Raw genomic sequence first — 21,812 nt, forward strand, 5'->3', positions numbered from 1 at the left:
ACCGGGTGGCTCACAGCTGGGTGGGCTGTCGTGTCGTCAACCCGTACTTCTTGGCGATCGTGTTCCACAGCGCCGACGCGTCGCGCTTGGCCTTGGTCGCCTCGCCGCTCGCGCGGTTGCCGGACGCGGAGTGCCCGGTCTGCCGGGCGTGGCCCTTCTTGCAGCCCTTGCGGGAGCCGACCTCGTCGGCCCAGGCGGCGTAGTGGTCGTCGGCCTCGGCGGACGCCTTCCAGGCCGTGTTCAGCGCACTCGTCAGCTTCGCGTGCTGCGGCAGCTTGTCGACGGACAGCTCCCCGAGGCGGGTGACCAGGTCGTTGCGCTGCTGCGCGGCGTCCCGCAGATCGGATGCGGCGCCGTCGAGGTTGTCGCATTTGTTGATCTCGGCGACGGCCTTGATGACCGTGGCGCGGCTGCCGCCGCTGTCGGCGAGCAGCTTGTCCAGCTCCTCGGCCTGCTGCTTCGCCGGATCGGCGGCGGGCGAATCCCCGTCCGACGCACCGCCCGCGGGCGCGGTGGCGGACACGGGGGTGCTGTCGCCCGTCGTCTTGTCGTCGTCACCGCCGCCGCCGCTGAGCAGCGCGCCCGCGCCGACTCCGACCACGACGATTCCCACGCCGAGCGCGGCGAAGAGCGGCATCTTGGACCCGCCACGCCCTCCGCGCCCCGAGCCGCCGCCTCGACGGCTCGCGGCCCTTCCCCCGCCCTCACCGCCGGAAGCAGCGTGCGAGGCCGCGTACGGGGCCTGTGGCGGCGTTCCGTGGGGATGCGGGGCGTGCGCCCGCGGGTCGAAGCGGGGCATCTGCTGCGTGGCCGCCGGACCTTCGGGCTCCGGTTCGGTCCTGAAGAGGCTGTCGAACTCGGCCGGCGGCGGACGGTCGCCCGGCGCTCCGGGCCGGATGCCGTACGGGGCGTTGGAGGGCGGTTCGGGTACGGGAGCGGCGGCGGGCGCGGGCGCCGGGGGCACGGGCGCCATGAACTGCGTGGGCTCGCTGTCGGCACCGCCCGGCGCGGGGTGGGTCGCGCGGCCGAGGTAGTGCGTGGTGTCCGACGGGATGTCCGGCGGCATCTCTGGCGGCAGGGCGCCCGGTGGTACGGGCGGTATGAGCTGGGTCGCGTCGGCCGCGCCGGGCGCGGGGAACTCACCGGGCGGGGCGTAGGACATCGGCGGGATGAACTGCGTGGCGTCGGCGTCACCGCCCGGCATCGCGGGCATCACGGGCGGCGGGAGCGGCGCCTGCGGGGTCTGCGGGACCTGGGGCTGGGCTTGGTGCGGGGGTTGAGGCTGAGGCTGGTGCTGGGGCGCCGGGAGGTGCGGGGGCGGCGGCTCGGCGTACGGGAGCCGGTCCCCGTACGTCCCCGCCTCGGCGTATCCGCCCTGCCGGCCGTCGTACCCGGCGTACCCGGTCTGCCCGCCCTCGTAGGGCAGCGCGCCGCTCTCGGGCGGCAGGGGGGCCGCCGCGGGCGGCGGGGCACCCCAGGGCTGCCCCGGCGCCGCGGCGGGGGCCGCGGGGGCGTGGGCGGGCGCCGGGGGCCCTGCCGCGCCGGGACCCCAGGGGCTGCCCCAGGGGGCGCCGCCGGCCGGAGCCGCGTGGTCACCGCCGGCGGTACCGGGCATCAGCGGCTCACTTCCGTCGGCGGGCAGCACGATGCCTTCGCGGGGCTGCCTCACCGAGGGAAGGTGCGGATCATCGCCCTGTCCGCTCTGCGTCACCGGGACTCCTACGAATGGGGGACGTTGGGAATCGTCGGTTTACGCTACCGGGTGTCCGGACCCCGGTGCCACGCAGCTCAGGGACCCCCGACCGCCCCTGCGGACAGGGGTAACGAAAACACCCGCGCGGAACGCTGTTCATGGCCCGTCAGCCGGTACGCGGTGGCCCCCTTATGGATCGCGTCACGTTCCGCGCGGTACGTCACGCCGCCGTCTGCAGGTCCAGCCTGGCCCCGAACTCCCTGACCACCGGCTCCTCGCGGTAGGGGTCGAGACGCTGCTGGAAGTCGTCCAGGTACTCGGCGCCCCGGTTGGAGCGCAGGGTGCCGAGGAGTTCTACCGCGCGCAGGCCCGTGTGGCACGCCTGCTCGACCTCGCGCTGCTGCACCTGCGCCGTGGCCAGCAGGACGAGACCGATGGCGCGCCGCCGCGCGCGGGACTCGGGATGCCCGGCGAGGGACTCCTGCGCGCAGCGGGCCGCCGCCTCCGCCTGTCCGAGGTCGCGGTGGCAGTGCGCCAACTCGTCGGCCAGATAGGCCGCGTCGTAGTGCGCGATCCACACCGGGTCGTCGCCGGACTCCGGATCGGCGCCGTCCATCGCGGACACCGCACGGCCGGCCGCCGTGTGCGCGGCGCGCACATCGCCGAGCAGGGCGTGCCCGCGCGCCTCGGCCGCGTGGAACATGGCCTCCGCGCGCGGGGTGACCCGGCCGCGCGAGCCCTCCTGCGCGGCGCGCGCCAACTGCGCGATCTCCCGCGGGTTGCCGAGCTGCGCCGCGAGATGGCTCATGGACGCCGCCAGGACGTACCCGCCGTAGCCGCGGTCGCCCGCGCCCTGAGCGAGCCGCAGCGCCTGGATGTAGTACCGCTGGGCGAGCCCCGGCTGGCCCGTGTCGACGGCCATGTAGCCCGCGAGTTCCGTCAACCGGGCGACCGCCGCGAACAGTTCGCGTCCGACCGCCTCGCGGTACGACCCGGCGAGCAGCCCCGACACGACGCTGTTGAGGTAGTGCACGACGACCGGCCGCACATGTCCGCTGCCGTACTGGTGGTCGAGTTCGACCAGGGCCTGTGTCATCGCGCGTACCGCCGCCACGTCGGACATGCCCACGCGGGGCCCCGCCTGCCGGGCGACCTGGGCGTCGGGCGCGGAGATCAGCCAGTCGCGGCTGGGCTCGACCAGGGCGGACGCGGCGACCGACGAACCCGAGAGGAAGTCGCGGCGGCCCACGTCACTGCGCCACAGCTCGCAGACCTGCTCGATGGCGCCGAGGACGGTCGGCGAGAACTGGAGCCCGACACCGGACGCGAGGTTCTTGCCGTTGGCCATGCCGATCTCGTCGATCGTCACGGTCCTGCCCAGCTTGCGGCCCAGCGCCTCGGCGATGATCGCGGGCGCCCGGCCGCGCGGCTGCTGGCCGCGCAGCCAACGCGCCACCGACGTCTTGTCGTACCGCAGGTCGAGGCCGTGCTCCGCGCCGCACATGTTGACGCGGCGGGCGAGGCCCGCGTTGGAGCACGCGGCTTCCTGGATGAGCGCTTGCAGCCTTTCGTTCGGCTGCCGCGCGACGAGTGGCCGTGCGGCCATGGCGTAACCCCCTGTGGCTGCGGCACCTGCCCGTGCGCCGCGTCGAAGTGTCTCGTCTGTCTCGTCGTGTCATATATGTCGCGTCTATCACGTCTGTCGCGCCCGTGACGTCCCGGTATGGATTGCCCGTACGGGACGCGCTCCTGATCACCAATGCCCCGGCGACAAACGGAAGATGCGGGACATTCCAGAAATGCCGGGGTTGGTGCTGGTTGCCCGCCCCTCCCCTGGTTACCCGCCCTTGCCGCGTTTCCCTCCACGCGCCCCCGCACATGCCTCCGTGCGCCCCGAATGCAGGATCGATGCTCCGCCCCCGCGCGCGTGTGAGCCGTAACCGGAGGTGGCGGCGGGAGTTGAGAAGCACGTGGAAGAGACCATCGGAGTCACATCGGCCGCCCAGATCCCGAAGCAGCGCGGAGAAGCCCTCCAGGACACCGCCGTGCGGTACGCCGAGGAGCGGCACTGGGACGTGTTCCCCGGCACCTGGATGGAGTCCCACGAGGGGGTCCCGCGGTGTTCGTGCGGCGAGGAGGACTGTCCGTCGCCGGGCGCCCACCCCGCGCGCGAGGACTGGGCGACCCAGGCGACGGGCAGCGCCACCGTCGCCCGCCGCCTGTGGTCGAAGCAGCCCACCGCGTCGATCCTGCTGCCGACGGGACGCACCTTCGACGCGATCGACGTACCGGAGACCGCGGGCTTCCTGGCGCTGGCCCGGATGGAGCGGATGGAGCTGACGCTCGGACCCGTGACCTGCACCCCCGACCGCCGGATGCAGTTCTTCGTGCTGCCCGGAGCGACGGCCAAGGTCCCCGACCTGATCCGCAAACTGGGCTGGCCCCCGGCCACGCTCGACCTCGTCGCGCGCGGGGAGGGTGCCTACGTCGCGGCCCCGCCCACCCGCTTCGGCACCCGGGGCGCCGCCCAGTGGGCCCGCCGCCCCACCCCCGCCAACCGCTGGCTCCCGGACGTGGAGGAGCTGATCAGCCCGCTGGCGTACGCGTGCGGCAGGGAGCCCCGGAACGCGTAGCGGCCTTCCCCGTATGGTGCAAGGCCCAAGCACACGCCCCTGCGGAAGGCCGGACACGTGACCGAGGCAAGCGCCGCCCCTGCGGTACGCGTACAAGGGCTCTGGAAATCCTTCGGCCCGCACGTCGCCGTTGCCGGGATCGACCTCGACCTGCCCGCCGGACAGTTCATCGGCCTCGTGGGGCCCAACGGCGCCGGGAAGACCACGACGCTCTCCATGGTCACCGGGCTGCTCCGGCCCGACCAGGGCACCGTCGAGGTCGTCGGGCACGACGTGTGGCGGGACCCGGCCGAGGTCAAGGCCAGGATCGGCGTACTCCCGGAGGGCCTGCGGCTGTTCGAGCGGCTCTCCGGGCGGGAACTCCTCGCGTACGCCGGCCGGCTGCGCGGCCTGCCCGGGGACGAGGTCGACAAGCGCGCGACACAGTTGCTCGACGTGCTCGACCTCGCCGGCGCGCAGCACAAGCTCGTCGTGGACTACTCGACCGGGATGCGCAAGAAGATCGGGCTCGCCGCGGCGCTCCTCCACAACCCCGAAGTCCTCTTCCTGGACGAGCCCTTCGAAGGCGTCGACCCGGTGTCCGCGCAGACCATCCGCCGGGTCCTTGAACGCTTCACGTCGTCCGGCGCGACCGTCGTCTTCTCCAGCCATGTCATGGAGCTGGTGGAGTCCCTGTGCGACTGGGTCGCCGTGATGGCCGCGGGCCGCATTCGCGCGCGCGGGCCGCTCGCCGAGGTGCGGGGCGCGGCGCCCTCGCTCCAGGAGGCGTTCCTCGAACTCGTCGGCGCGGGCGGCCACGACGCGGGCGGCGATCTCGACTGGCTGGGCGGCGGCGCCCGGGACAGCGCGGGCGGCGCCCGGTGAGCGGGCCCCTGGAACAGCCCCTGAACCGCCCCGGAAGCGCCCCGGCGACCTCCGGGGCCCCCGAGGCTCCCGCAGCCCCCACGAACGCCCCTGGCGCCCCTCCACAAGCCGCCCCGCCGACCGGCCCACCGACCACCTCGCCGACCGCTTCGTCGGCCGCCCTCACGCCCGTCGTGGTCCGGCTCAAGCTGTCCCTGCTGCGCAACGGGCTGCGGCAGTCGTCCGGGCGCAGGGCCGCGTACATCGCGTCGGTCGTCGTCGTGCTGCTCTTCGCGGCGTTGCAGCTCCTCGGGCTGATCGCGCTGCGCGGCAACCAGCACGCGGCGACCGTGTGTGTGCTCCTGGTGGCCCTCCTGGCGCTCGGCTGGGCGTTCATGCCGCTGTTCTTCGCGAGCGGCGACGAAACCCTCGACGCGACCCGTCTGGTGATGCTGCCGCTGCGCCCGCGTCCGCTCGTCCGGGCGCTGCTCGTCGCGTCCCTCGTCGGGATCGGGCCGCTGTTCACGCTCTGCCTGGCGGTCGGTTCGGTGATCGCCGTCGCGCGCGGGGCGGCCGGTGTCACCGTCGGGGTGCTCGCGGTGGTGCTGACGCTGCTGGTCTGTGTCGCCCTCGCGCGCGCGATGGCCGCCGCCAACACCCGTCTGCTGACGTCGCGCAGGGGCCGCGACCTCGCCGTGCTCAGCGGTCTGGTGATCGCGGTGGGCGCGCAGCTCGTCAACTTCGGTGCGCAGTCGCTCGGTTCGTCGGGCGGCCTGGCCCGGCTGGATCCGGTGGCGGCCGTACTGGACTGGATCCCGCCGGCGGCGGCGATCGGCGCCGTGCACGCGGCGAGCGAGGGCGACCTGGGGGTGGCGCTGGCCCGGCTCGCGCTGACAGCCGCCGCCCTGGTCGCGCTGTTGTACGGCTGGCAGCGCAGCCTCACCAAGCTGATGGTGTCGCCCGACGGGTCGACGCTCCAGGCCGCGGGGGAAGGCCGCGACAAGGGCGGGCGTTCGGCGGGGCTCGGACGGCTGCTGCCCTCCGGTCGTACCGGCACGGTCATGGAGCGCAGCCTGCGGTACGTGTGGCGCGACCCCAAGACGAAGGCGGCATGGGTGACCTCGCTCGCGATCGGGCTCATCGTGCCGGTGTTCAACGCGCTCCAGGGCACCGGCTCCCTGTACTTCGCGTGCTTCGCCGCCGGCATGCTCGGCATCCAGATGTACAACCAGTTCGGGCAGGACACGTCCGCGTTCTGGATGGTCGCCCTGACGATCTCCTCGCCCCGCGACGCGTACGTCGAACTGCGCGGCCGTGCGCTCGCACTGCTGGTGATCACGCTGCCGTACGCGACGCTGGTGACCGTCGTGACGACGGCCCTCCTGGGCGACTGGGGCGCGCTGCCCGAGGTCCTCGGGCTGTCCTTCGCACTGCTCGGCGCGATGCTCGCGACGGGCGCCTGGTCGTCGGCGCGGTTCCCGTACTCGATTCCGCAGGAGGGCTACAAGAACGTCGCCCCCGGACAGGCCGGGCTCGCCTGGATCGCGATCTTCGGCGGGATGGTGGCCGCCGCGCTTCTGTGCGCCCCCGTCCTGGCGTTCACCCTGTGGCTGCATCTGTCGGGCGCCGACCACTGGACCTGGCTCCTGCTGCCGCTCGGCGGCGCGTACGGGGCGCTGATCGCGCTGCTCGGCCTGCGGATGGCGGCCCCGCGCACCGCACGGCGGCTGCCCGAGATCCTGCACGCCGTCAGCAAAGGGTGAGACCCGACGCCCCCACGGTCAGGGCATCTCCACGGTCGGGGGGGCAGCCTCTCGGTCGCGGCGGGCCCGGAAGCGCAGGCGACCCGCGGGCCATGGTTCCTGCCGCACGAGGCGGACGAGGAAGCCGGCCGGACGTACCGGCGGCCCGCGGGTCGGGTGACTGCTAGGGATTGGGCCGGCTACGCGCATGGTTCACGCGCTGGTCCGGCACCGCACTGCGTAGGGTGACGGGCCGCTAGCCCGCAGCCACCTCTCGCGTCCGGATTTCATACATCTGCCGAACCACCTCCTTTCCCGATTGCGCCCCACCTTAGGAACGTCTTCCAGGACTCTCAACCGGTTTTTCGAGAAGTTTGCTGGATCACTCCCGTAATTCGTGCGCCCCCTGTGCGCTCCCCCGGCTGCGCAGGTGGGCCGGTTTCCGGGAGACGTTTCCCTAAGACGGCTGTTTCGGTGAACACTGTGTGTGCTGGGTCACGTTCGAGTTCAATGATGCGGTGGCGCAGTGGAAGGCCAGCGACGATTTCTGCCCCACAAGACCCCGACATCAGGGATACGGCCCGCAGGGGGTGCCAGGTGAGTGCTTCCCGGCGTAGCGGAACCACCGACGAGCTGGGTCCGCCCGAGCCCGAGCGGGACGGTTCCGATCTGCTCGCCGCGCTGCTCGACGGTATGGACGCGGCTCTGTGCGCGTTCGACGCGGACAGTGTGGTGACGCACTGGAACCGAGAGGCCGAACGGATACTCGGCTGGTCGGCCGACGAGGCCGTCGGCCGGCACGGGTTCTCCGGCTGGGCGGTGCGCCCGGGAGACGCGGCGGAGGTCGAGGGACGGCTGCTGTCCGCGATGCACGCGCCCGGCCGCCAGGTCCACGAGTTCGCGCTGCTGACCAAGGACGGCGGTCGTGTGCTGGTGCGCACGCAGTCGGCGGCCGTGCGCGGTCCCGACGGGAAGCCCGCCGGGCTGTACTGCGCGTTCAGCGAGGTGCACGCGCAGATCGACCTGGAGCGGTCCATCGCGCTCAGCGAGGCGCTGCTCGACGACGCATCCTGGGGCGTGGTCCTCGTCGACGCCGATCTGCGCCCCGCCGTGGTGAACGCGTTCGCCGCGCGGGCCCTCGGCGGCGGGCGTACGGCGCTGCTCGGGCGCCCCCTCGGTGAACTGCTCGCGCAGGGCGTGGAGGAGCTGGAGAGCGCCCTGACGCACGTCCTCGCGGAAGGCTCGCCTCCGGCGCCCGCCGAGATGTGGGTGACCGTCCGCACGCCGGAGGGTGACGCGCGTCGATGCTGGCGCAGCGGGTTCGTACGGCTGGCGTCACCGCTCGCCGAGGAGCCCGTACCCCTGGGTGTCGCGTGGCTGTTCCAGGACGTCACCGAGGCGAAGCGGATCGAGCAGGAGGCGGCGCAACTGCGGTTCCGGGCGAACCAGTTGCACCGGGCCGCGCGCGCGGCGGCCGAGTGCGAGGACCCGGGCGAGGCGGTGACCGTCCAGCTCGACTTCGCGCTGGCCGGGTTCGCCGACCACGCGCTGCTCGACCTGGTCGTCGGCGACGACCCGTCGGACGACGACCCGGTACGCCTGGTGCGGGCCGTCGCCACCCCGTCGGGGACCCCGGGCCCGGCCCTCACGGCGGGGCGTACGGAGCTGCCGGTGCGGTACGCGGACGGGCACCCGGCGCTCCAGTCCGTGGAGCGCGCCAACTCCGTACGGGCCAGCGCTCCCGCGTCGGCGCCCGAGCGGGCCCGCGCGTGGGCGGAGGACCGGCAGTGGCCGCCGGACGCGGTGCACGCGCTGTGCACGGTGCTGCGCAGCCGGGGGAGGACCCTGGGCGTGGTCACGTTCCTGCGGGCCGCGAGCCGCACCCAGTTCGAGCGCGTGGACGCCACGTACGCGGAGAGCATCGCCGTACGGATCGCGGCGGCGCTCGATCTGGCGCGGGTGATCGACCGGGGGAACGGCGCCTAGCGCGCGTACGTACGCGTACGTGCGCGTGACGGATGCCGCTGTGGCGCGCGATGGTGGTCAGTGGCGGTAGTTCAGTGGCGGTAGAAGATCCGGTCGCTGTACTGGGTCATGACGCGGCCGTTCCATTCGTGGCCGCCGTCGACGTTGCCGGAGCGCAGCAGCGGGGGCTCGATCCCGCGCGCGGCGAGTTCGCCCGCGGCGGTCGCCATGACGGCCTGGAGTACGGCGCTGGTGACGACGGTGGACGCGGGCGCGAAGGGCGCCGCGATGCCGTCGGCGGTGAGCTCGGCGTCCCCGACGGGGATCTTGGTGTCGAGGACGAGGTCGCAGTGGTCCTTGAGGTAGGTCCCGGAAACATGGCGTGAACGGGTCTCCGTGGCGTACGCGACCGAGGTCACCCCGATCACCTTGATGCCCAGCGCGCGTGCGTTCATCGCCATCTCGACGGGCAGGGCGTTGCGCCCGGACAGCGAGATGATCACCAGGAGGTCGCCGGCGGTGGCGGGGCTGGAGTCCAGGACGGCGCCCGCGAGACCGTCGACCCGCTCCAGGGCGGAGCCCAGCGTGGCGGGCATGACGTCGACTCCGACGACACCCGGGACGACGAGCAGGTTCATCAGGGCGAGGCCGCCCGCGCGGTAGACGACGTCCTGCGCGGCGAGCGAGGAGTGCCCGGCGCCGAACGCGAACAGCCGCCCCTCCGCCTCGACGGTGTCGGCGATCATGCCGCCGGCGGCGGCGATCGCGCCGGAGTCCTCGTCGCGTACCCGCTGGAGCAGGCCGATCGCGGCGTCGAAGAACCGGTCGGCGAGCTTGCTCTCGGCGGGCTGGCTGTCGCTCATCGGCGAGGCTCCTGCGGGGTGGGGGTGTCGTGTCGCGGATCACCGTGCGGTCTGGACCAGTGGCCTGTCAATACGGCGGGACGGACGGGGTGCGGTCCCGGCCGCCGGGCCTGCGGGACCCCGCCAGGGCGAGGGCGGCCCGGTCAGGAATCGCGGGGGCGGCGGCACTGTTTCCCTCGTGAGACCCGGTTGTCGGTGCGATGCGTCAGTATGGGGTGAGGGCCAGCGCAACGCCAGAACAGCACCCGCCGATCCAGCAGAGCTGTAGCAGAGCTATGAGGGGCACGTATGTCCGGACTGATCGACACCACGGAGATGTATCTCCGCACCATCCTTGAGCTGGAAGAGGAAGGTGTGGTCCCGATGCGCGCCCGGATCGCGGAGCGGCTCGACCAGAGCGGTCCGACGGTCAGCCAGACCGTGGCGCGCATGGAGCGCGACGGGCTGGTGTCGGTCGCCAGTGACCGGCATCTGGAGCTGACCGAGGAGGGCCGCCGGCTGGCCACGCGCGTGATGCGCAAGCACCGGCTCGCGGAGTGTCTCCTGGTGGACGTGATCGGCCTGGAGTGGGAGCAGGTCCACGCCGAGGCGTGCCGCTGGGAGCACGTGATGAGCGAGGCCGTGGAGCGGCGCGTCCTGGAGCTGCTGCGCCACCCCACCGAGTCGCCGTACGGCAACCCGATCCCGGGCCTGGAAGAGCTGGGCGAGAAGGACGGCGCCGACCCGTTCCTCGACGCCGGCATGGTGTCCCTGGCGGACCTGGACCCGGGCAGCGACGGCAAGACGGTCGTGGTCCGGCGCATCGGCGAGCCGATCCAGACGGACGCCCAGCTCATGTACACGCTGCGCAGGGCGGGCGTGCAGCCCGGTTCCGTGGTCAGCGTGACGGAGTCGGCGGGCGGCGTCCTGGTCGGCAGCGGCGGCGAGGCGGCGGAGCTGGAGTCGGACGTCGCGTCGCACGTCTTCGTGGCGAAGAGGTAGACCCGGCGCCGCGTACCAACGCAATTCAACTTCCGTTACCCCGGGGGAAGTTGTTGTCTGTTCGACCGTGCGCGGGAAACAAGATTCAGTGTGCGGAATCGCAGCGCTCGGACGTTTCGCGTGCGAGGCTGTGGGCTGAGGCATATGACCTGACGGGCTCTTGCACCGTGTCGGACGGGTCCGGCCGCGCGGCCGGAGAGGGGCGGGGGCAATGCGCTACGGACCGACGGAGGGCCCCGGCGCCCACCGGCGCCGGGGCCTGTCCTCCCCTGTGCTGACCCGGAGCCCCGAGCTCCCAGGGTCATTCCCCGCGGACCGTCTTCCCCGAGCGGCCCGCCTCCCGCAAAAGATCTCCCCCCGGCCAGCCGCATCAATCCCGACCACCGGTCACTCGAACGAGGGGTGTTGCCGGACAAAAGGGTGCTTTCGAATGGGAGTTCGATAATGTGGCCGTACGTTGGCAGGAGCGGCACAGCACAGGCCGAGTGAGCCCATGACAGAGGGGGGTGTCAGACCATGATGCGGCGCATCGACGTCACCGGAGCGGCGGGTGTACGCCTGGCGGCCTGGGAGTTCGCCGACCCGCCGAAGGCCGGCGAGGTCACGCGCGCACCGGGTGTGCTGTTACTGCACGGCCTGATGGGGCGCGCCTCGCACTGGGCGGACACGGCCCGCTGGCTCGGCGAGCGGCACCGCCCCGTCGCGCTCGACCAGCGCGGTCACGGCCGCAGCGACAAGCCCGGCGCGGGCCCCTACGACCGCGAGGCGTACATCGAGGACGCCATCGCGACCCTCGAACAGCTCGATCTGGCGCCCGCCGTTCTCGTCGGCCACTCCATGGGCGCGCTGACCGCCTGGCAGCTCGCCGCCCGTCGGCCCGATCTGGTCCGGGCGCTGATCATCTGCGACATGCGGGCCTCCGCCCTCGGCGCCGCTTCGCAGCGCGAGTGGTCGGACTGGTTCGCGTCCTGGCCGGTGCCCTTCGCGACCCTCGCCGACGTCCGCAAGTGGTTCGGCGAGGACGACCCCTGGGTCGAACGGCCCAACCCCGCGCGCGGGGAGTTCTACGCCGAGGTGATGGCCGAGTCGCCCGACGGCTGGCGGCCCGTCTTCGACACCGCGCAGATGCTGACGTCCCGCGAGACCTGGGTGCACGACGCGCACTGGGAGGAGCTGGCCCAGGTCCGCTGCCCGACCCTGGTGGTCCGAGGTCTGGACGGCGAGCTGGGCCGCGCCGAGGCGCAGGAGATGGTCCGCGTCCTGCCGCTCGGCGCCTATGCGGAGGTGGCCGACGCGGGCCACCTCGTGCACTACGACCGGCCCGACGCCTGGCGCACCGCGATCGAACCGTTCCTGGACGGCGTCCTCACGGGCTGAGCGGCCCGGCAGCACGAGAGCCGGTACGAGAGCCGGTACGAGGGCGTGAGGCGCCCGCTCAGGGGCTGAGGCGCTCCACCCGCCACTCGGCGCCGTCCGGCTCCCGTACGTACCGCAGACGGTCGTGCAGGCGGTTCCGGCGGCCCTGCCAGAACTCCACCGTCTCGGGCTCCACCCGGTACCCGCCCCAGTGCGGCGGCACCGGTACCTGCTCGCCCTCCGGATAGCGGGCCGCCAACTCCTCGTAGGCACGGTCGAGTTCCGTGCGGGACGCGATCACCGACGACTGCGCGCTGGCCCACGCGCCGAGCTGGGAGCCGTGCGGCCGGGTGCGGAAGTACGCGGCCGTCTCGTCGCGGCCGGTGCGCACGGCCGTACCCGTGACGACGACCTGACGCGCGATCGGATGCCACGGGAAAAGCAGCGCGAGATGCGGATCGGCGGTCAGGTCGCGGGCCTTGCGGGAGCCGTAGTTCGTGTAGAACACGAACCCGCGCGCGTCGTACTGCTTCAGCAGGACCGTGCGGGAGCTGGGGCGGCCCTCGGCGTCGGCCGTCGAGACGACCATCGCGTTGGGCTCGTAGAGCGCTCCCCGCTCCGCCGCGTCCACGGCCTGACGGAACCAGCGCGCGAACTGGTCCATGGGGTGCGGGGCGAGGTCCGTCTCGGTGAGCCCTTCGGTGCGGTACTGCTCACGCATCGCGGCGGGATCGGCCGGATCGACCGGATGAACCGGATGGGACGGAGAGACAGACGCGGACACGGACTCGGACGCGCACTCGGACACAGACTCGGACTCGGCGGGTTCGCGGTCGTTCACGCGGTCATCTTGCCGTATGAAGTGGCCGCTCCCGTGTCCGGGACACCCGCGCGCGAAGTGCCCGCGCGGTGCCCGGCGCGAGGCCCGGCGCGAAGTGGTGTGTGGCACTCAGTGCCGCGCGCCCTCCCCTTCTGTGGCACTACGGGATATCGTCCTGCTGCCGAGCAGGTTGGGTGACCGCCAGCCGCACGGGGCATCACCGGGGTACCGACCGGACCGCGAGTCCTGAGAGCGACCGCGGATCCGCAGCGCCCCTGTCACCAGTCATGCGCGGTCGTCCACCCGTTTCACGTGCACTGTTCTCATCTCATCCACCGTCTGTCGTCCACATCATGAGGAGCCGCCTGATGTCCGACTTCGTACCCGGGCTCGAAGGAGTCATCGCGTTCGAGACGGAGATCGCCGAACCGGACAAGGAGGGCGGCGCCCTTCGGTACCGGGGCGTCGACATCGAGGATCTCGTGGGCCACGTCTCCTTCGGGAACGTCTGGGGCCTGCTCGTCGATGGCGCCTTCGACCCCGGTCTGCCTCCGGCCGAGCCGTTTCCGATCCCCGTGCACTCCGGTGACATCCGGGTGGACGTCCAGTCGGCGCTGGCCATGCTGGCGCCCGTGTGGGGTCTGAAGCCGCTGCTCGACATCGACGAGGCGCAGGCCCGCGAGGACCTCGCCCGCGCCGCCGTCATGGCCCTGTCGTACGTCGCCCAGTCCGCGCGCGGGCAGGGCAGGCCGATGGTGCCGCAGCGCGACATCGACAAGGCGCGGTCCGTCGTCGAACGGTTCATGATCCGCTGGCGCGGCGAGCCGGACCCCCGGCATGTCGCCGCCGTGGACGCGTACTGGACGTCCGCCGCCGAGCACGGGATGAACGCGTCGACGTTCACCGCGCGCGTGATCGCGTCGACCGGTGCCGATGTCGCCGCCGCCCTCTCGGGTGCCGTGGGCGCGATGTCCGGGCCGCTGCACGGCGGCGCCCCCTCGCGCGTGCTCGGCATGATCGAGGAGATCGAACGCACGGGTGACGCCGAGGCGTATGTGAAACAGGCACTCGACCGGGGCGAGCGCCTAATGGGCTTCGGGCACCGCGTCTACCGGGCCGAGGACCCCCGCGCGCGCGTGCTGCGCCGTACCGCGCGCGATCTGGGTGCCCCGCGCTTCGAGGTCGCCGAGGCCCTGGAGAAGGCCGCCCTCGCCGAGCTGCACGCGCGCCGTCCGGACCGTGTCCTGGCGACCAACGTCGAGTTCTGGGCGGCCATCGTCCTGGACTTCGCCGAGGTCCCCGCGCACATGTTCACGTCGATGTTCACCTGTGCCCGCACGGCGGGCTGGTCGGCGCACATCCTGGAGCAGAAGCGCACCGGGCGGCTGGTGCGGCCGTCCGCACGGTACGTGGGTCCCGGTACGCGTGATCCGCGCGCGATTCCGGGGTTCGACAGGATCGCCGATCTGAGGAACTGACGCTCCTCGTCGAGTCTGTACGCGCGACTACGCGCGCCTGCGCGCGACATCGTGATGTACGCGCGCGTGGCCGGCGCCGTATCCCTCACCGGAGGGTGCGGCGCCGGTTCGCTCTCCGCTCAGGCCGGGGTCAGCAGTTGTGCGTGGTGGCGGGCGGCGACCTGGGGATGGGCGCGGAGTTTGCCCTTCAGCTCGTTGAAGCCGTACTCGGCGTACAGCGGGTTGGCCGGGTCGCCGGTGATGCCTGGAGCCGCTTCCGCGTACGGGAACGGCAGGGGCGCCACGCGCGCGTCGAGGCGCGGGTTGTGGAAGTACGGCACCGAGAACCGCTCGACGCCGCCCGGCGGGCTGACGACCCGGTGGTTGGTGGCCAGCAGATAGCCGTCGGTGGCGACTTCGAGGAGTTCGCCGAGGTTGACGACGAAGGCGCCCGGCAGAGGCGGCACGTCGTGGAAGGCGCCGTCCTCGCGCATCACCTGGAGACCGCCGACCTCGTCCTGGAGCAGGAGCGTCAGGAAGCCGTAGTCCTTGTGCGCGCCGACGCCCTGATCGGCACCCTCGCGCGCGTGGTCGCCCGCGCCGCCCGGATAGCGCACCAGCTTGAGGTGCGGATGGGCGCCGTCGCCGAAGATCGGGTCGTAGAAGCCGGGTGGGGCGCCGATCGCGGTGAGCAGTTCGTGCAGCAGGCGGTCGGCGACACCGCTGAGGCGGGCCATCCAGCCGAGCGCGGCCGTACGCAGTCCGGGCAGCGCGGCGGGCCACTGGTTGGGGCCCTGGAGCCACCAGTACGGCGGTTCGCCGGGGTGGGGCGCGCGGGCGGGCTGTTCGGGTCCGATGTCGAGCTGCTCGCGCCAGTCGCGGGCGCCGCCGGTCCGTTCGTCGCCGGTGCGCGTGTAGCCGCGGAAGTGCGGCGAGCGGAGGATGTCGAGGGCGTCGCGGTCGGCCGCCGGGAGCGCGAAGAAGCGCCGCGTCGCGGTGGTGAGGGCGGTGGTCTCGGCGTCGGTGACGCCGTGCCCGACGAGCTGGAAGAAGCCGACGCCGTGTGCCGCGTCGTGCAGCTGTGCGTGCAGCAGGCCGCGCGCCTGCGGGCCCCGGTCGGCGGCGGAGAGGTCGATGACGGGGAGTTGCCGGTACGGCGACGGGTACGCCGATGTGTACGTCATGGGTGTGTCCGTGGGGTGTACGGGTGCCCGCGCGCGTGACGTGCCCTGCCGTGGGGTGGGGCGGGGGGCGGGGCGTGCGGGTGCCGAGCTGGTGAGGTGGCCGGGGTCAGACGGAGCGTCGACAGCCCATGCTCGTGACGCGGACGTAGTCCACGTGGCGACGGCGTACCAGGGTGAGCATGCGGCCAGGGTACTGGGCGCGCGCCGGAGGCGTCACGCGCCGGAAACGTCAAGCGCCGGAAGCGTCAGGCGAGCGCGCGGTCCAGGATGGCCGCCCACTGCGCGACGACCCGTTCCCTGCGGGCCGCGTCGTCCGTGAGGAGGTTGGCGAGGCCGAGGCCGCGGGCCATGTCCAGGAGGCCCTGGACGGTCTCCCTGGTGCCGGGGACGGACTCGTCGGCCGCCAGGAGGTCCACGGCGATCCGGTGGCTCTCACGGCCCACGTGGGCCTCCAGCTCGGTGACGCGGGCCCGGAGCTGGTCCTCGTTCGACGCGGCCACCCACAGGTGCAGCGCGGCCCGGAACAGGGGCCCGGTGTACAGGTCGACGAGTGCGGCGACGACGGCACGGCGGTCACCGGCGGGGGCGCCGGTCCCGGTGCGGCCGGGGAACAGGGCCCGCAGCGCGGTGGAGCGCTCCTGGGCGACGTACTCGACGGCCGCCGTGAACAGGTCCTCGCGGGTCGGGAAGTGGTGCTGGGCGGCGCCCCGCGAGACACCCGCGCGCTCGGCGACGACGGACACCGTGGAGCCCGCCCAGCCGTGTTCGGCGAGGCAGCCGACGGCGGCTTCGAGCAGCCGCTGCCGGGTGGCCCGGCTGCGGTCCTGCTTCGGTGGCGTCACCACGCCCATGCGGGGTCCCGTCGTTCGATGAAGGCCGTCATCCCCTCGCGGGCGTCGGCCGATGCGAAGAGGCGCGCGGAGAGGTCCGTGAGGGCCCGCGCGTCGCGGTCGAAGGTGCTTCGTACCTTAGCCGTGAGCAGTTTCTTGGTCTCCGCGAGGGCGCCGGGCGCCGCCTTGCGCAGCCCTTCCACCACGGGCGCGAGTGCCGCGTCGACGTCGTCACCGGCCAGCGTGACCAGGCCGATCCGGACGGCCTCGGCGGCGTCGAAACGCTCGCCCGTCAGGTAGTAGCGGCCCGCCGCGCGCGGGTCGACGCGCGGCAGCAGCGGCAGGGAGATCACGGCGGGCGCGACGCCGATCCGCACCTCTGTGAACGCGAAGGTCGCGGCCGGGCCCGACGCCGCGATGTCGCAGGCGCCGAGCAGGCCGAGACCGCCCGCGCGGACATGACCCGTCACGCGCGCGACGACCGGCTTCGGCAGCTCCACGATCTGCCGGAGCAGCGCCACGAACGCCTCGGGGTCGGGCGGCTCCTTCAGGTCGGCGCCCGCGCTGAAGGTGCTCCCGGTGTGGGTGAGCACGACCGCGCGCACGCCGGCGTCGGCGGCTGCCTCGTCCAGGGCGGCGGCGAGGGCCTGGACGAGGGGCGCCGACAGGGCGTTGCGACGGTCGGGGCGGTTCAGCGCGAGGGTCCGCACCCCGCGCTCGTGGTACGTCTCGATCAACGTCATGCCCGCTCCCGGAGTTCCCGCCGCAGGATCTTCCCGGAGGCCGCACGCGGCACCCCGTCGATGAACTCCACCCGCCGCACCTTCTTGTACGGGGCCACGCGCGCGGAGACGTACGCGATCACGTCGTCCTCGGTGAGGCCGGGCGCGGCCGGCTGCCGGACGACGTACGCCTTGGGGATCTCGTTGTTCTCGTCGTCGTAGACGCCGATGACGGCCGCGTCGGCGATGCCCTCGTGGGTGAGCAGCAGTGCCTCCAGTTCGGCGGGGGCGACCTGGAAGCCCTTGTACTTGATCAGTTCCTTCACGCGGTCGACCACGAACAACCAGCCGTCGGCGTCCACATGCCCTATGTCGCCGGTGCGCAGCCAGCCGCCGGCGTCGATCATCGCGTCGGTGGCGTCGGGGCGGCCCAGGTAGCCCTTCATCACCTGGGGGCCGCGGATCGCGATCTCGCCCGGCGCGCCGGGGTCGGCGTCGCGCGCGGGGTCGTCGAGGGACAGGATGCGCATCTCCGTGCTCGGGATGAGCCTGCCGACGGCACCCGGTGGCGCGTCGACGGCTTCGAGGGGCGTGACATGAGTGCCGGGCGACAGCTCCGTCATGCCGTACGCCTGGCCGACCGGGGGCAGCCCGAGGCGGCGGGAACACGCCTGGGCGAGCCGGGCGTCGAGGGGTGCTGCGGCGCTGATGACGTACTTCAGGGATGAGAGGTTGTAACGCGCGACAGAGGGGTGTTTGGCGAGTGCGAGGACGATCGGCGGGGCGACGTACAGGCCGGTGATGCGGTGTTTCTCGATCGCGCCGAGGAAGGTGTCCAGGTCGAAGCGGGGCAGGACGACGACGGTGGCGCCCTGCCGCAGGGGCGCGTTCATCAGGGCGGTCAGGCCGTAGATGTGGAAGAACGGCAACACTGCGAGGATGCGGTCGCCGGGTCCCATCGGCATCAGGGGCGCGAGTTGCGCGAGGTTGGTCGCGATGGACCGGTGCGTGAGCATGACGCCTTTGGGGACGCCTGTGGTGCCCGACGAGTACGGGAGGGCCGCCACGTCGGTCACCGGGTCGATCACCACGTCGGGTTCGGGTGCGGTCGACCCGAGCATGTCCAGGACGGACCGGTGACCCTCCGCGCGGTCGCACACGAAGATCTCCCGTACGCCGCCCGCGCGTTCGGCGGCGTCCCGCGCGACGGGCAGCAGCGGTGACACGGTGACGATCCAGCGGGCGCCACAGTCGCTCAGTTGCTTGGCGAACTCCTCCGCCGTCGCCAGCGGGTGCACCGGCGAGACCGCCGCTCCCGCGCGCGTGGCCGCGTAGAACACCGCAGGAAAGGCGAGCGTGTTCGGGCTGTGCAGCGCCAGGACGTCGCCCTTGCGGACGCCCGCGTCGGCGAGCGCGGCGGACAGCCGGCGGTGGAAGGTGTCGAGCGTCGCGTACGACAGTGTGGTGCCGTCGACGCCGTCGATCAGGGCGGGCGCGTCGCCGAATCCGGCAGCGCCTTTGAGCACGGCGTCGTGGATGGGCTCCTCGACGGCCGGGACGTCCGCGTACACGCTGTGGAACACCATGGGCTCTCCGTAAGGGGTGGACGGGCCGGGCGACGACAGGGGTGACGACAGCAGAGTTGACGACAGCGGGGACGGCGGCAAGGTCTAGTACGACTTGGGCAGGCCGAGGGTCTGGTGGGACACGTAGTTGAGGATCATTTCGCGGCTGACCGGGGCGATACGGGCCACGCGCGCGGCGGTGATCAGTGACGCGAGCCCGAACTCGCGCGTGAGACCGTTCCCGCCGAGCGTGTGCACGGCCTGGTCGACGGCCTTCACACAGGCCTCGGCCGCCGCGTACTTGGCCATGTTGGCGGCCTCACCGGCGCCCGCGTCGTCGCCGTCGTCGTAGAGCCGGGCGGCCTTCTGCATCATCAGGCGGGCGAGTTCCAGCTCGATGTGGGCCTGCGCGAGGGGGTGCGCGATCGCCTGGTGGGCGCCTATGGGCGTCTTCCAGACGCTGCGTTCCTTGGCGTAGTCGACGGCGCGCGCGAGGGCGTACCTGCCCATGCCGACCGCGAACGCCGCCGTCATGATGCGCTCCGGATTGAGGCCCGCGAAGAGCTGGAGCAGCCCCGCGTCCTCGTCGCCGACCAGGGCGTCGGCGGGCAGCCGTACGTCGTCCAGGACGAGTTCGAACTGTTTCTCCGGGGCCTGGAGTTCCATGTCGATCTGCCGCCGCTGGAAACCGTCGACATCGCGCGGGACGATGAACAGGCACGGCTTGAGGCTGCCCGTACGGGCGTCCTCGGTGCGGCCGACGATCAGCGTCGCGTCGGCCATGTCGACGCCGGAGACGAACACCTTGCGGCCGGTCAGCAGCCACTCGCCGGTGGCGGGGTCCCTGCGCGCGGTGGTGGTGATGCGGTGCGAGTTGGAGCCCGCGTCGGGTTCGGTGATGCCGAACGCCATGGTGCGGGTGCCGTCGGCGAGACCGGGCAGCCATGCCCGCTTCTGCGCGTCGGTGCCGAAGCGGGCGATGACGGTGCCGCAGATCGCGGGCGAGACCACCATCATCAGCAAGGGACTTCCTGCGGCCCCCAACTCCTCCAGGACGAGGCAGAGTTCCGTGATGCCGCCGCCTCCGCCGCCGTACTCCTCGGGGAGGTTGACGCCGAGGTAGCCGAGTTTTGCCGCCTCCGACCACAGTTCGTCGGGGTGTCCGCCTGCCTGGACGACGGATGTGAAGTACGCGCGGCCGAAGCGCTTGCCGAGCGCGGCGACGGCGGCGCGCAGCGCCTGCTGCTCTTCGGTTTCGATGACGGTGCTCATACGGGCTGTTCCTCCGGTTCCGCGAGGGTGGGCCCGTCGTCCGCGCGGACGACGGCGAGGAGTGCGCCGACCTCGACCTGGCGCCCGACGGCGGCGTGCAGGGCCGTGAGCGTGCCGGAGGCGGGCGCGACGACCTTGTGCTCCATCTTCATCGCCTCCAGCCACAGCAGGGCCTCTCCGGCCCGTACACGGGCTCCCTCGGCCAGTCCTTCGGCGACGCGGACGACGGTGCCCGGCATCGGTGCGACGAGGGAGCCGGGGGCGCGCTGGGCGGTGGGGTCGGGGAAGCGGGGCAGGGCGGTCAGGGCGGTGTTCCCGACGTGGACGCGGTCCCCGTACACGGCGACGGGGAACATGCGCCGCACACCGTCGATGTCGAGGACCACCAGATCGGCGGCGGCCCGCACCACGCGGACGCCGTCGGCGGCCAGACCCGCGCGCGTGTGCCGGTAGCGCACCTCGTGCTCGGTGCCGTCCGCTTCGGTGCGGTAGGCGCGGGTCTGCGGCTGCGAGTGCAGGTTGCGCCAGCCGCCGAACCGGGACCGTCCGGCGGCCTGGGCGAGCGCGGCGGCGAGCGGCGCCCAGGGGTCCGGCCGCGGGGTGGTGAGGGCGGCGAGGTGCCGGTCGTAGAAGCCGGTGTCCATGCGGGCGCCGGTGAACTCCGGGTGCCGCAGCGACCGTACGAGCAGGTCGCGGTTGGTGACCGGGCCGTGGATGACGGCCCGGTCCAGGGCGCCGGCGAGTGCGCGGGCGGCCTCCGCGCGCGTGGGCGCGTGGGCGACGGCCTTGGCGAGCATCGGGTCGTAGTGCACGCCGATCGTGTCGCCGTCGGCGTAGCCGGTGTCGAGGCGGACGCCGTCCGGTACGGCGATGCGGTGCAGCGTCCCCGTCTGCGGGGCCCAGCCGTTCGCCGGGTCCTCCGCGTACAGGCGGGCCTCGATCGCGTGCCCCCGCGCGCGGGGCGGGTCCTTCTCCAGCGCCTCGCCCTCCGCGACACGGAGCTGGAGGGCGACCAGGTCGATCCCGAACACGGCCTCCGTGACGGGGTGTTCCACCTGGAGGCGGGTGTTCATCTCCAGGAAGTGCGCCCGGTCGCCGACGACCAGGAACTCGACGGTGCCCGCGCCCAGGTAGCCGGTCGCGCGGGCGGCCCGTACCGCCGTCGCGTACAGCTCGTCCGTGAGCCCCGGGCCCAGGCCGGGCGCCGGGGCCTCCTCGACGACCTTCTGGTGGCGGCGCTGGAGGGTGCAGTCGCGGGTGCCGAGCGGCCAGACGGTGCCGTGCGCGTCGGCGAGGATCTGCACCTCGACGTGCCGGCCGCCCTCGACGTAGGGCTCGACGAAGACCTCGCCGTCGCCGAAGGCGCTCAGCGCCTCCGCGCGCGCGGAGGCCAGCGCGCCACCCAGGTCGGCGAGTTCGCGCACGATGCGCATGCCGCGTCCGCCGCCGCCCGCCGCCGCCTTCACCAGGACCGGCAGATCGTCCTCGGTGACGTCGGTCAGCGGCGCCAGGCCCATCAGCTCCTTCGCGCGCGTCTTGGACGCCATCGCCTCGATCGCCTCGGGCGGCGGTCCGATCCAGACGAGACCCGCGTCGGTGACCGCGCGCGCGAAGTCCGCGTTCTCGGACAGGAATCCGTACCCGGGGTGGACGGCGTCGGCGCCCGCCGCGAGGGCCGCCTTCACGATCAGGTCGCCCCGCAGATAGGTCTCCGCCGGGGCGGATCCCGGGAGGCGCACGGAGGCGTCGGCCACGCGCGCGTGGAGGGCGTTCTCGTCGGCGTCGGAGTGGACGGCGACGGTACGGATGCCCGCCGCCGCGCACGTACGGAAGATCCGGCAGGCGATCTCGCCCCGGTTGGCCACGAGCAGAGAAGTGATCATCAG

Annotated in this window: 17 protein-coding genes; 7 read left to right on the forward strand and 10 right to left on the reverse strand. The window is 72.9% G+C overall.

Features of this window, described 5'->3' with window-relative positions; translation table 11 throughout:
• Nucleotides 1-10 precede the first annotated feature (10 nt).
• Both ACIQNU_RS21490 and ACIQNU_RS21495 read right to left on the reverse strand, forming a co-directional pair.
• A complete protein-coding gene (locus ACIQNU_RS21490; protein WP_401368622.1) occupies nucleotides 11-1,711 on the reverse strand; it encodes a hypothetical protein in 1,701 nt (566 codons plus the stop codon).
• 202 nt (nucleotides 1,712-1,913) lie between these two features.
• Nucleotides 1,914-3,299 carry a transcriptional regulator gene (locus ACIQNU_RS21495; protein ID WP_401368625.1) on the reverse strand — a complete coding sequence of 462 codons (1,386 nt, stop codon included), beginning with the start codon at nucleotides 3,297-3,299 and terminating at the stop codon, nucleotides 1,914-1,916.
• Nucleotides 3,300-3,663: 364 nt separating this feature from the next.
• Here ACIQNU_RS21495 and ACIQNU_RS21500 point away from each other — a divergent pair, with 364 nt between their 5' ends.
• The 4 genes from ACIQNU_RS21500 (at nucleotide 3,664) to ACIQNU_RS21515 (ending at nucleotide 8,897) form a co-directional block, all read left to right on the forward strand.
• Complete coding sequence (locus ACIQNU_RS21500; protein WP_401368627.1) at nucleotides 3,664-4,326, forward strand: bifunctional DNA primase/polymerase; 663 nt, start codon at nucleotides 3,664-3,666, stop codon at nucleotides 4,324-4,326.
• Nucleotides 4,327-4,383: 57 nt separating this feature from the next.
• The gene (locus ACIQNU_RS21505) at nucleotides 4,384-5,190 is read left to right on the forward strand and encodes an ABC transporter ATP-binding protein (protein WP_401368630.1); all 807 of its coding nucleotides are present in this window, start codon (nucleotides 4,384-4,386) and stop codon (nucleotides 5,188-5,190) included.
• A gap of 173 nt (nucleotides 5,191-5,363) precedes the next feature.
• On the forward strand, nucleotides 5,364-6,932 hold the full coding sequence (locus ACIQNU_RS21510; protein ID WP_401369009.1) for a transporter: 1,569 nt from the start codon (nucleotides 5,364-5,366) through the stop codon (nucleotides 6,930-6,932).
• A gap of 576 nt (nucleotides 6,933-7,508) precedes the next feature.
• Complete coding sequence (locus ACIQNU_RS21515) at nucleotides 7,509-8,897, forward strand: PAS domain-containing protein (protein ID WP_401368633.1); 1,389 nt, start codon at nucleotides 7,509-7,511, stop codon at nucleotides 8,895-8,897.
• Between the two features lie 71 nt (nucleotides 8,898-8,968).
• On the opposite strand, the gene ACIQNU_RS21520 is transcribed toward ACIQNU_RS21515, so the two are convergent.
• Nucleotides 8,969-9,739 carry an SIS domain-containing protein gene (locus tag ACIQNU_RS21520; RefSeq protein WP_401368635.1) on the reverse strand — a complete coding sequence of 257 codons (771 nt, stop codon included), beginning with the start codon at nucleotides 9,737-9,739 and terminating at the stop codon, nucleotides 8,969-8,971.
• A gap of 288 nt (nucleotides 9,740-10,027) precedes the next feature.
• Between ACIQNU_RS21520 and ACIQNU_RS21525 the strand changes: the two genes are divergently transcribed.
• Together ACIQNU_RS21525 and ACIQNU_RS21530 are read left to right on the forward strand one after the other, a co-directional pair.
• Nucleotides 10,028-10,720: a metal-dependent transcriptional regulator gene (locus ACIQNU_RS21525; protein ID WP_401368638.1), complete on the forward strand. Its 693-nt coding sequence runs from the start codon at nucleotides 10,028-10,030 to the stop codon at nucleotides 10,718-10,720.
• A gap of 516 nt (nucleotides 10,721-11,236) precedes the next feature.
• Entirely contained in the window at nucleotides 11,237-12,097 is an 861-nt protein-coding gene (locus ACIQNU_RS21530) for an alpha/beta fold hydrolase (RefSeq protein WP_401368640.1), read from the forward strand.
• A gap of 58 nt (nucleotides 12,098-12,155) precedes the next feature.
• On the opposite strand, the gene pdxH is transcribed toward ACIQNU_RS21530, so the two are convergent.
• Complete coding sequence (gene pdxH / locus ACIQNU_RS21535) at nucleotides 12,156-12,797, reverse strand: pyridoxamine 5'-phosphate oxidase (protein WP_401369012.1); 642 nt, start codon at nucleotides 12,795-12,797, stop codon at nucleotides 12,156-12,158.
• Nucleotides 12,798-13,264: 467 nt separating this feature from the next.
• Between pdxH and ACIQNU_RS21540 the strand changes: the two genes are divergently transcribed.
• Nucleotides 13,265-14,374, forward strand: a complete 1,110-nt coding sequence (locus ACIQNU_RS21540) for a citrate synthase 2 (protein ID WP_401368643.1) — start codon at nucleotides 13,265-13,267, stop codon at nucleotides 14,372-14,374.
• A 119-nt stretch (nucleotides 14,375-14,493) separates the two neighbouring features.
• Here ACIQNU_RS21540 and ACIQNU_RS21545 read toward each other — a convergent pair whose 3' ends face one another.
• The 6 genes from ACIQNU_RS21545 to ACIQNU_RS21570 all read right to left on the reverse strand — a co-directional run bounded on the left by ACIQNU_RS21545 (nucleotide 14,494) and on the right by ACIQNU_RS21570 (nucleotide 21,809).
• The gene (locus ACIQNU_RS21545) at nucleotides 14,494-15,537 is read right to left on the reverse strand and encodes an isopenicillin N synthase family dioxygenase (RefSeq protein WP_401368646.1); all 1,044 of its coding nucleotides are present in this window, start codon (nucleotides 15,535-15,537) and stop codon (nucleotides 14,494-14,496) included.
• A gap of 245 nt (nucleotides 15,538-15,782) precedes the next feature.
• Entirely contained in the window at nucleotides 15,783-16,388 is a 606-nt protein-coding gene (locus ACIQNU_RS21550) for a TetR/AcrR family transcriptional regulator (RefSeq protein WP_401368647.1), read from the reverse strand.
• Nucleotides 16,376-17,110, reverse strand: a complete 735-nt coding sequence (locus tag ACIQNU_RS21555) for an enoyl-CoA hydratase family protein (RefSeq protein ID WP_401368650.1) — start codon at nucleotides 17,108-17,110, stop codon at nucleotides 16,376-16,378. The genes ACIQNU_RS21550 and ACIQNU_RS21555 overlap by 13 nt, the downstream gene beginning before the upstream one ends.
• Nucleotides 17,107-18,672 (reverse strand): 4-coumarate--CoA ligase family protein, encoded by a 1,566-nt coding sequence (locus tag ACIQNU_RS21560; protein WP_401369015.1) that lies wholly within the window; start codon nucleotides 18,670-18,672, stop codon nucleotides 17,107-17,109. The genes ACIQNU_RS21555 and ACIQNU_RS21560 overlap by 4 nt, the downstream gene beginning before the upstream one ends.
• An 87-nt stretch (nucleotides 18,673-18,759) precedes the next feature.
• The gene (locus tag ACIQNU_RS21565) at nucleotides 18,760-19,926 is read right to left on the reverse strand and encodes an acyl-CoA dehydrogenase family protein (RefSeq protein WP_401368653.1); all 1,167 of its coding nucleotides are present in this window, start codon (nucleotides 19,924-19,926) and stop codon (nucleotides 18,760-18,762) included.
• Nucleotides 19,923-21,809 carry an acetyl/propionyl/methylcrotonyl-CoA carboxylase subunit alpha gene (locus ACIQNU_RS21570; RefSeq protein ID WP_401368656.1) on the reverse strand — a complete coding sequence of 629 codons (1,887 nt, stop codon included), beginning with the start codon at nucleotides 21,807-21,809 and terminating at the stop codon, nucleotides 19,923-19,925. Before ACIQNU_RS21570 ends, ACIQNU_RS21565 begins: the two co-directional genes overlap by 4 nt.
• Nucleotides 21,810-21,812 lie beyond the last annotated feature (3 nt).

The sequence above is a fragment of the Streptomyces sp. NPDC091292 genome (genome assembly GCF_044757265.1).
Taxonomy (GTDB): domain Bacteria; phylum Actinomycetota; class Actinomycetes; order Streptomycetales; family Streptomycetaceae; genus Streptomyces.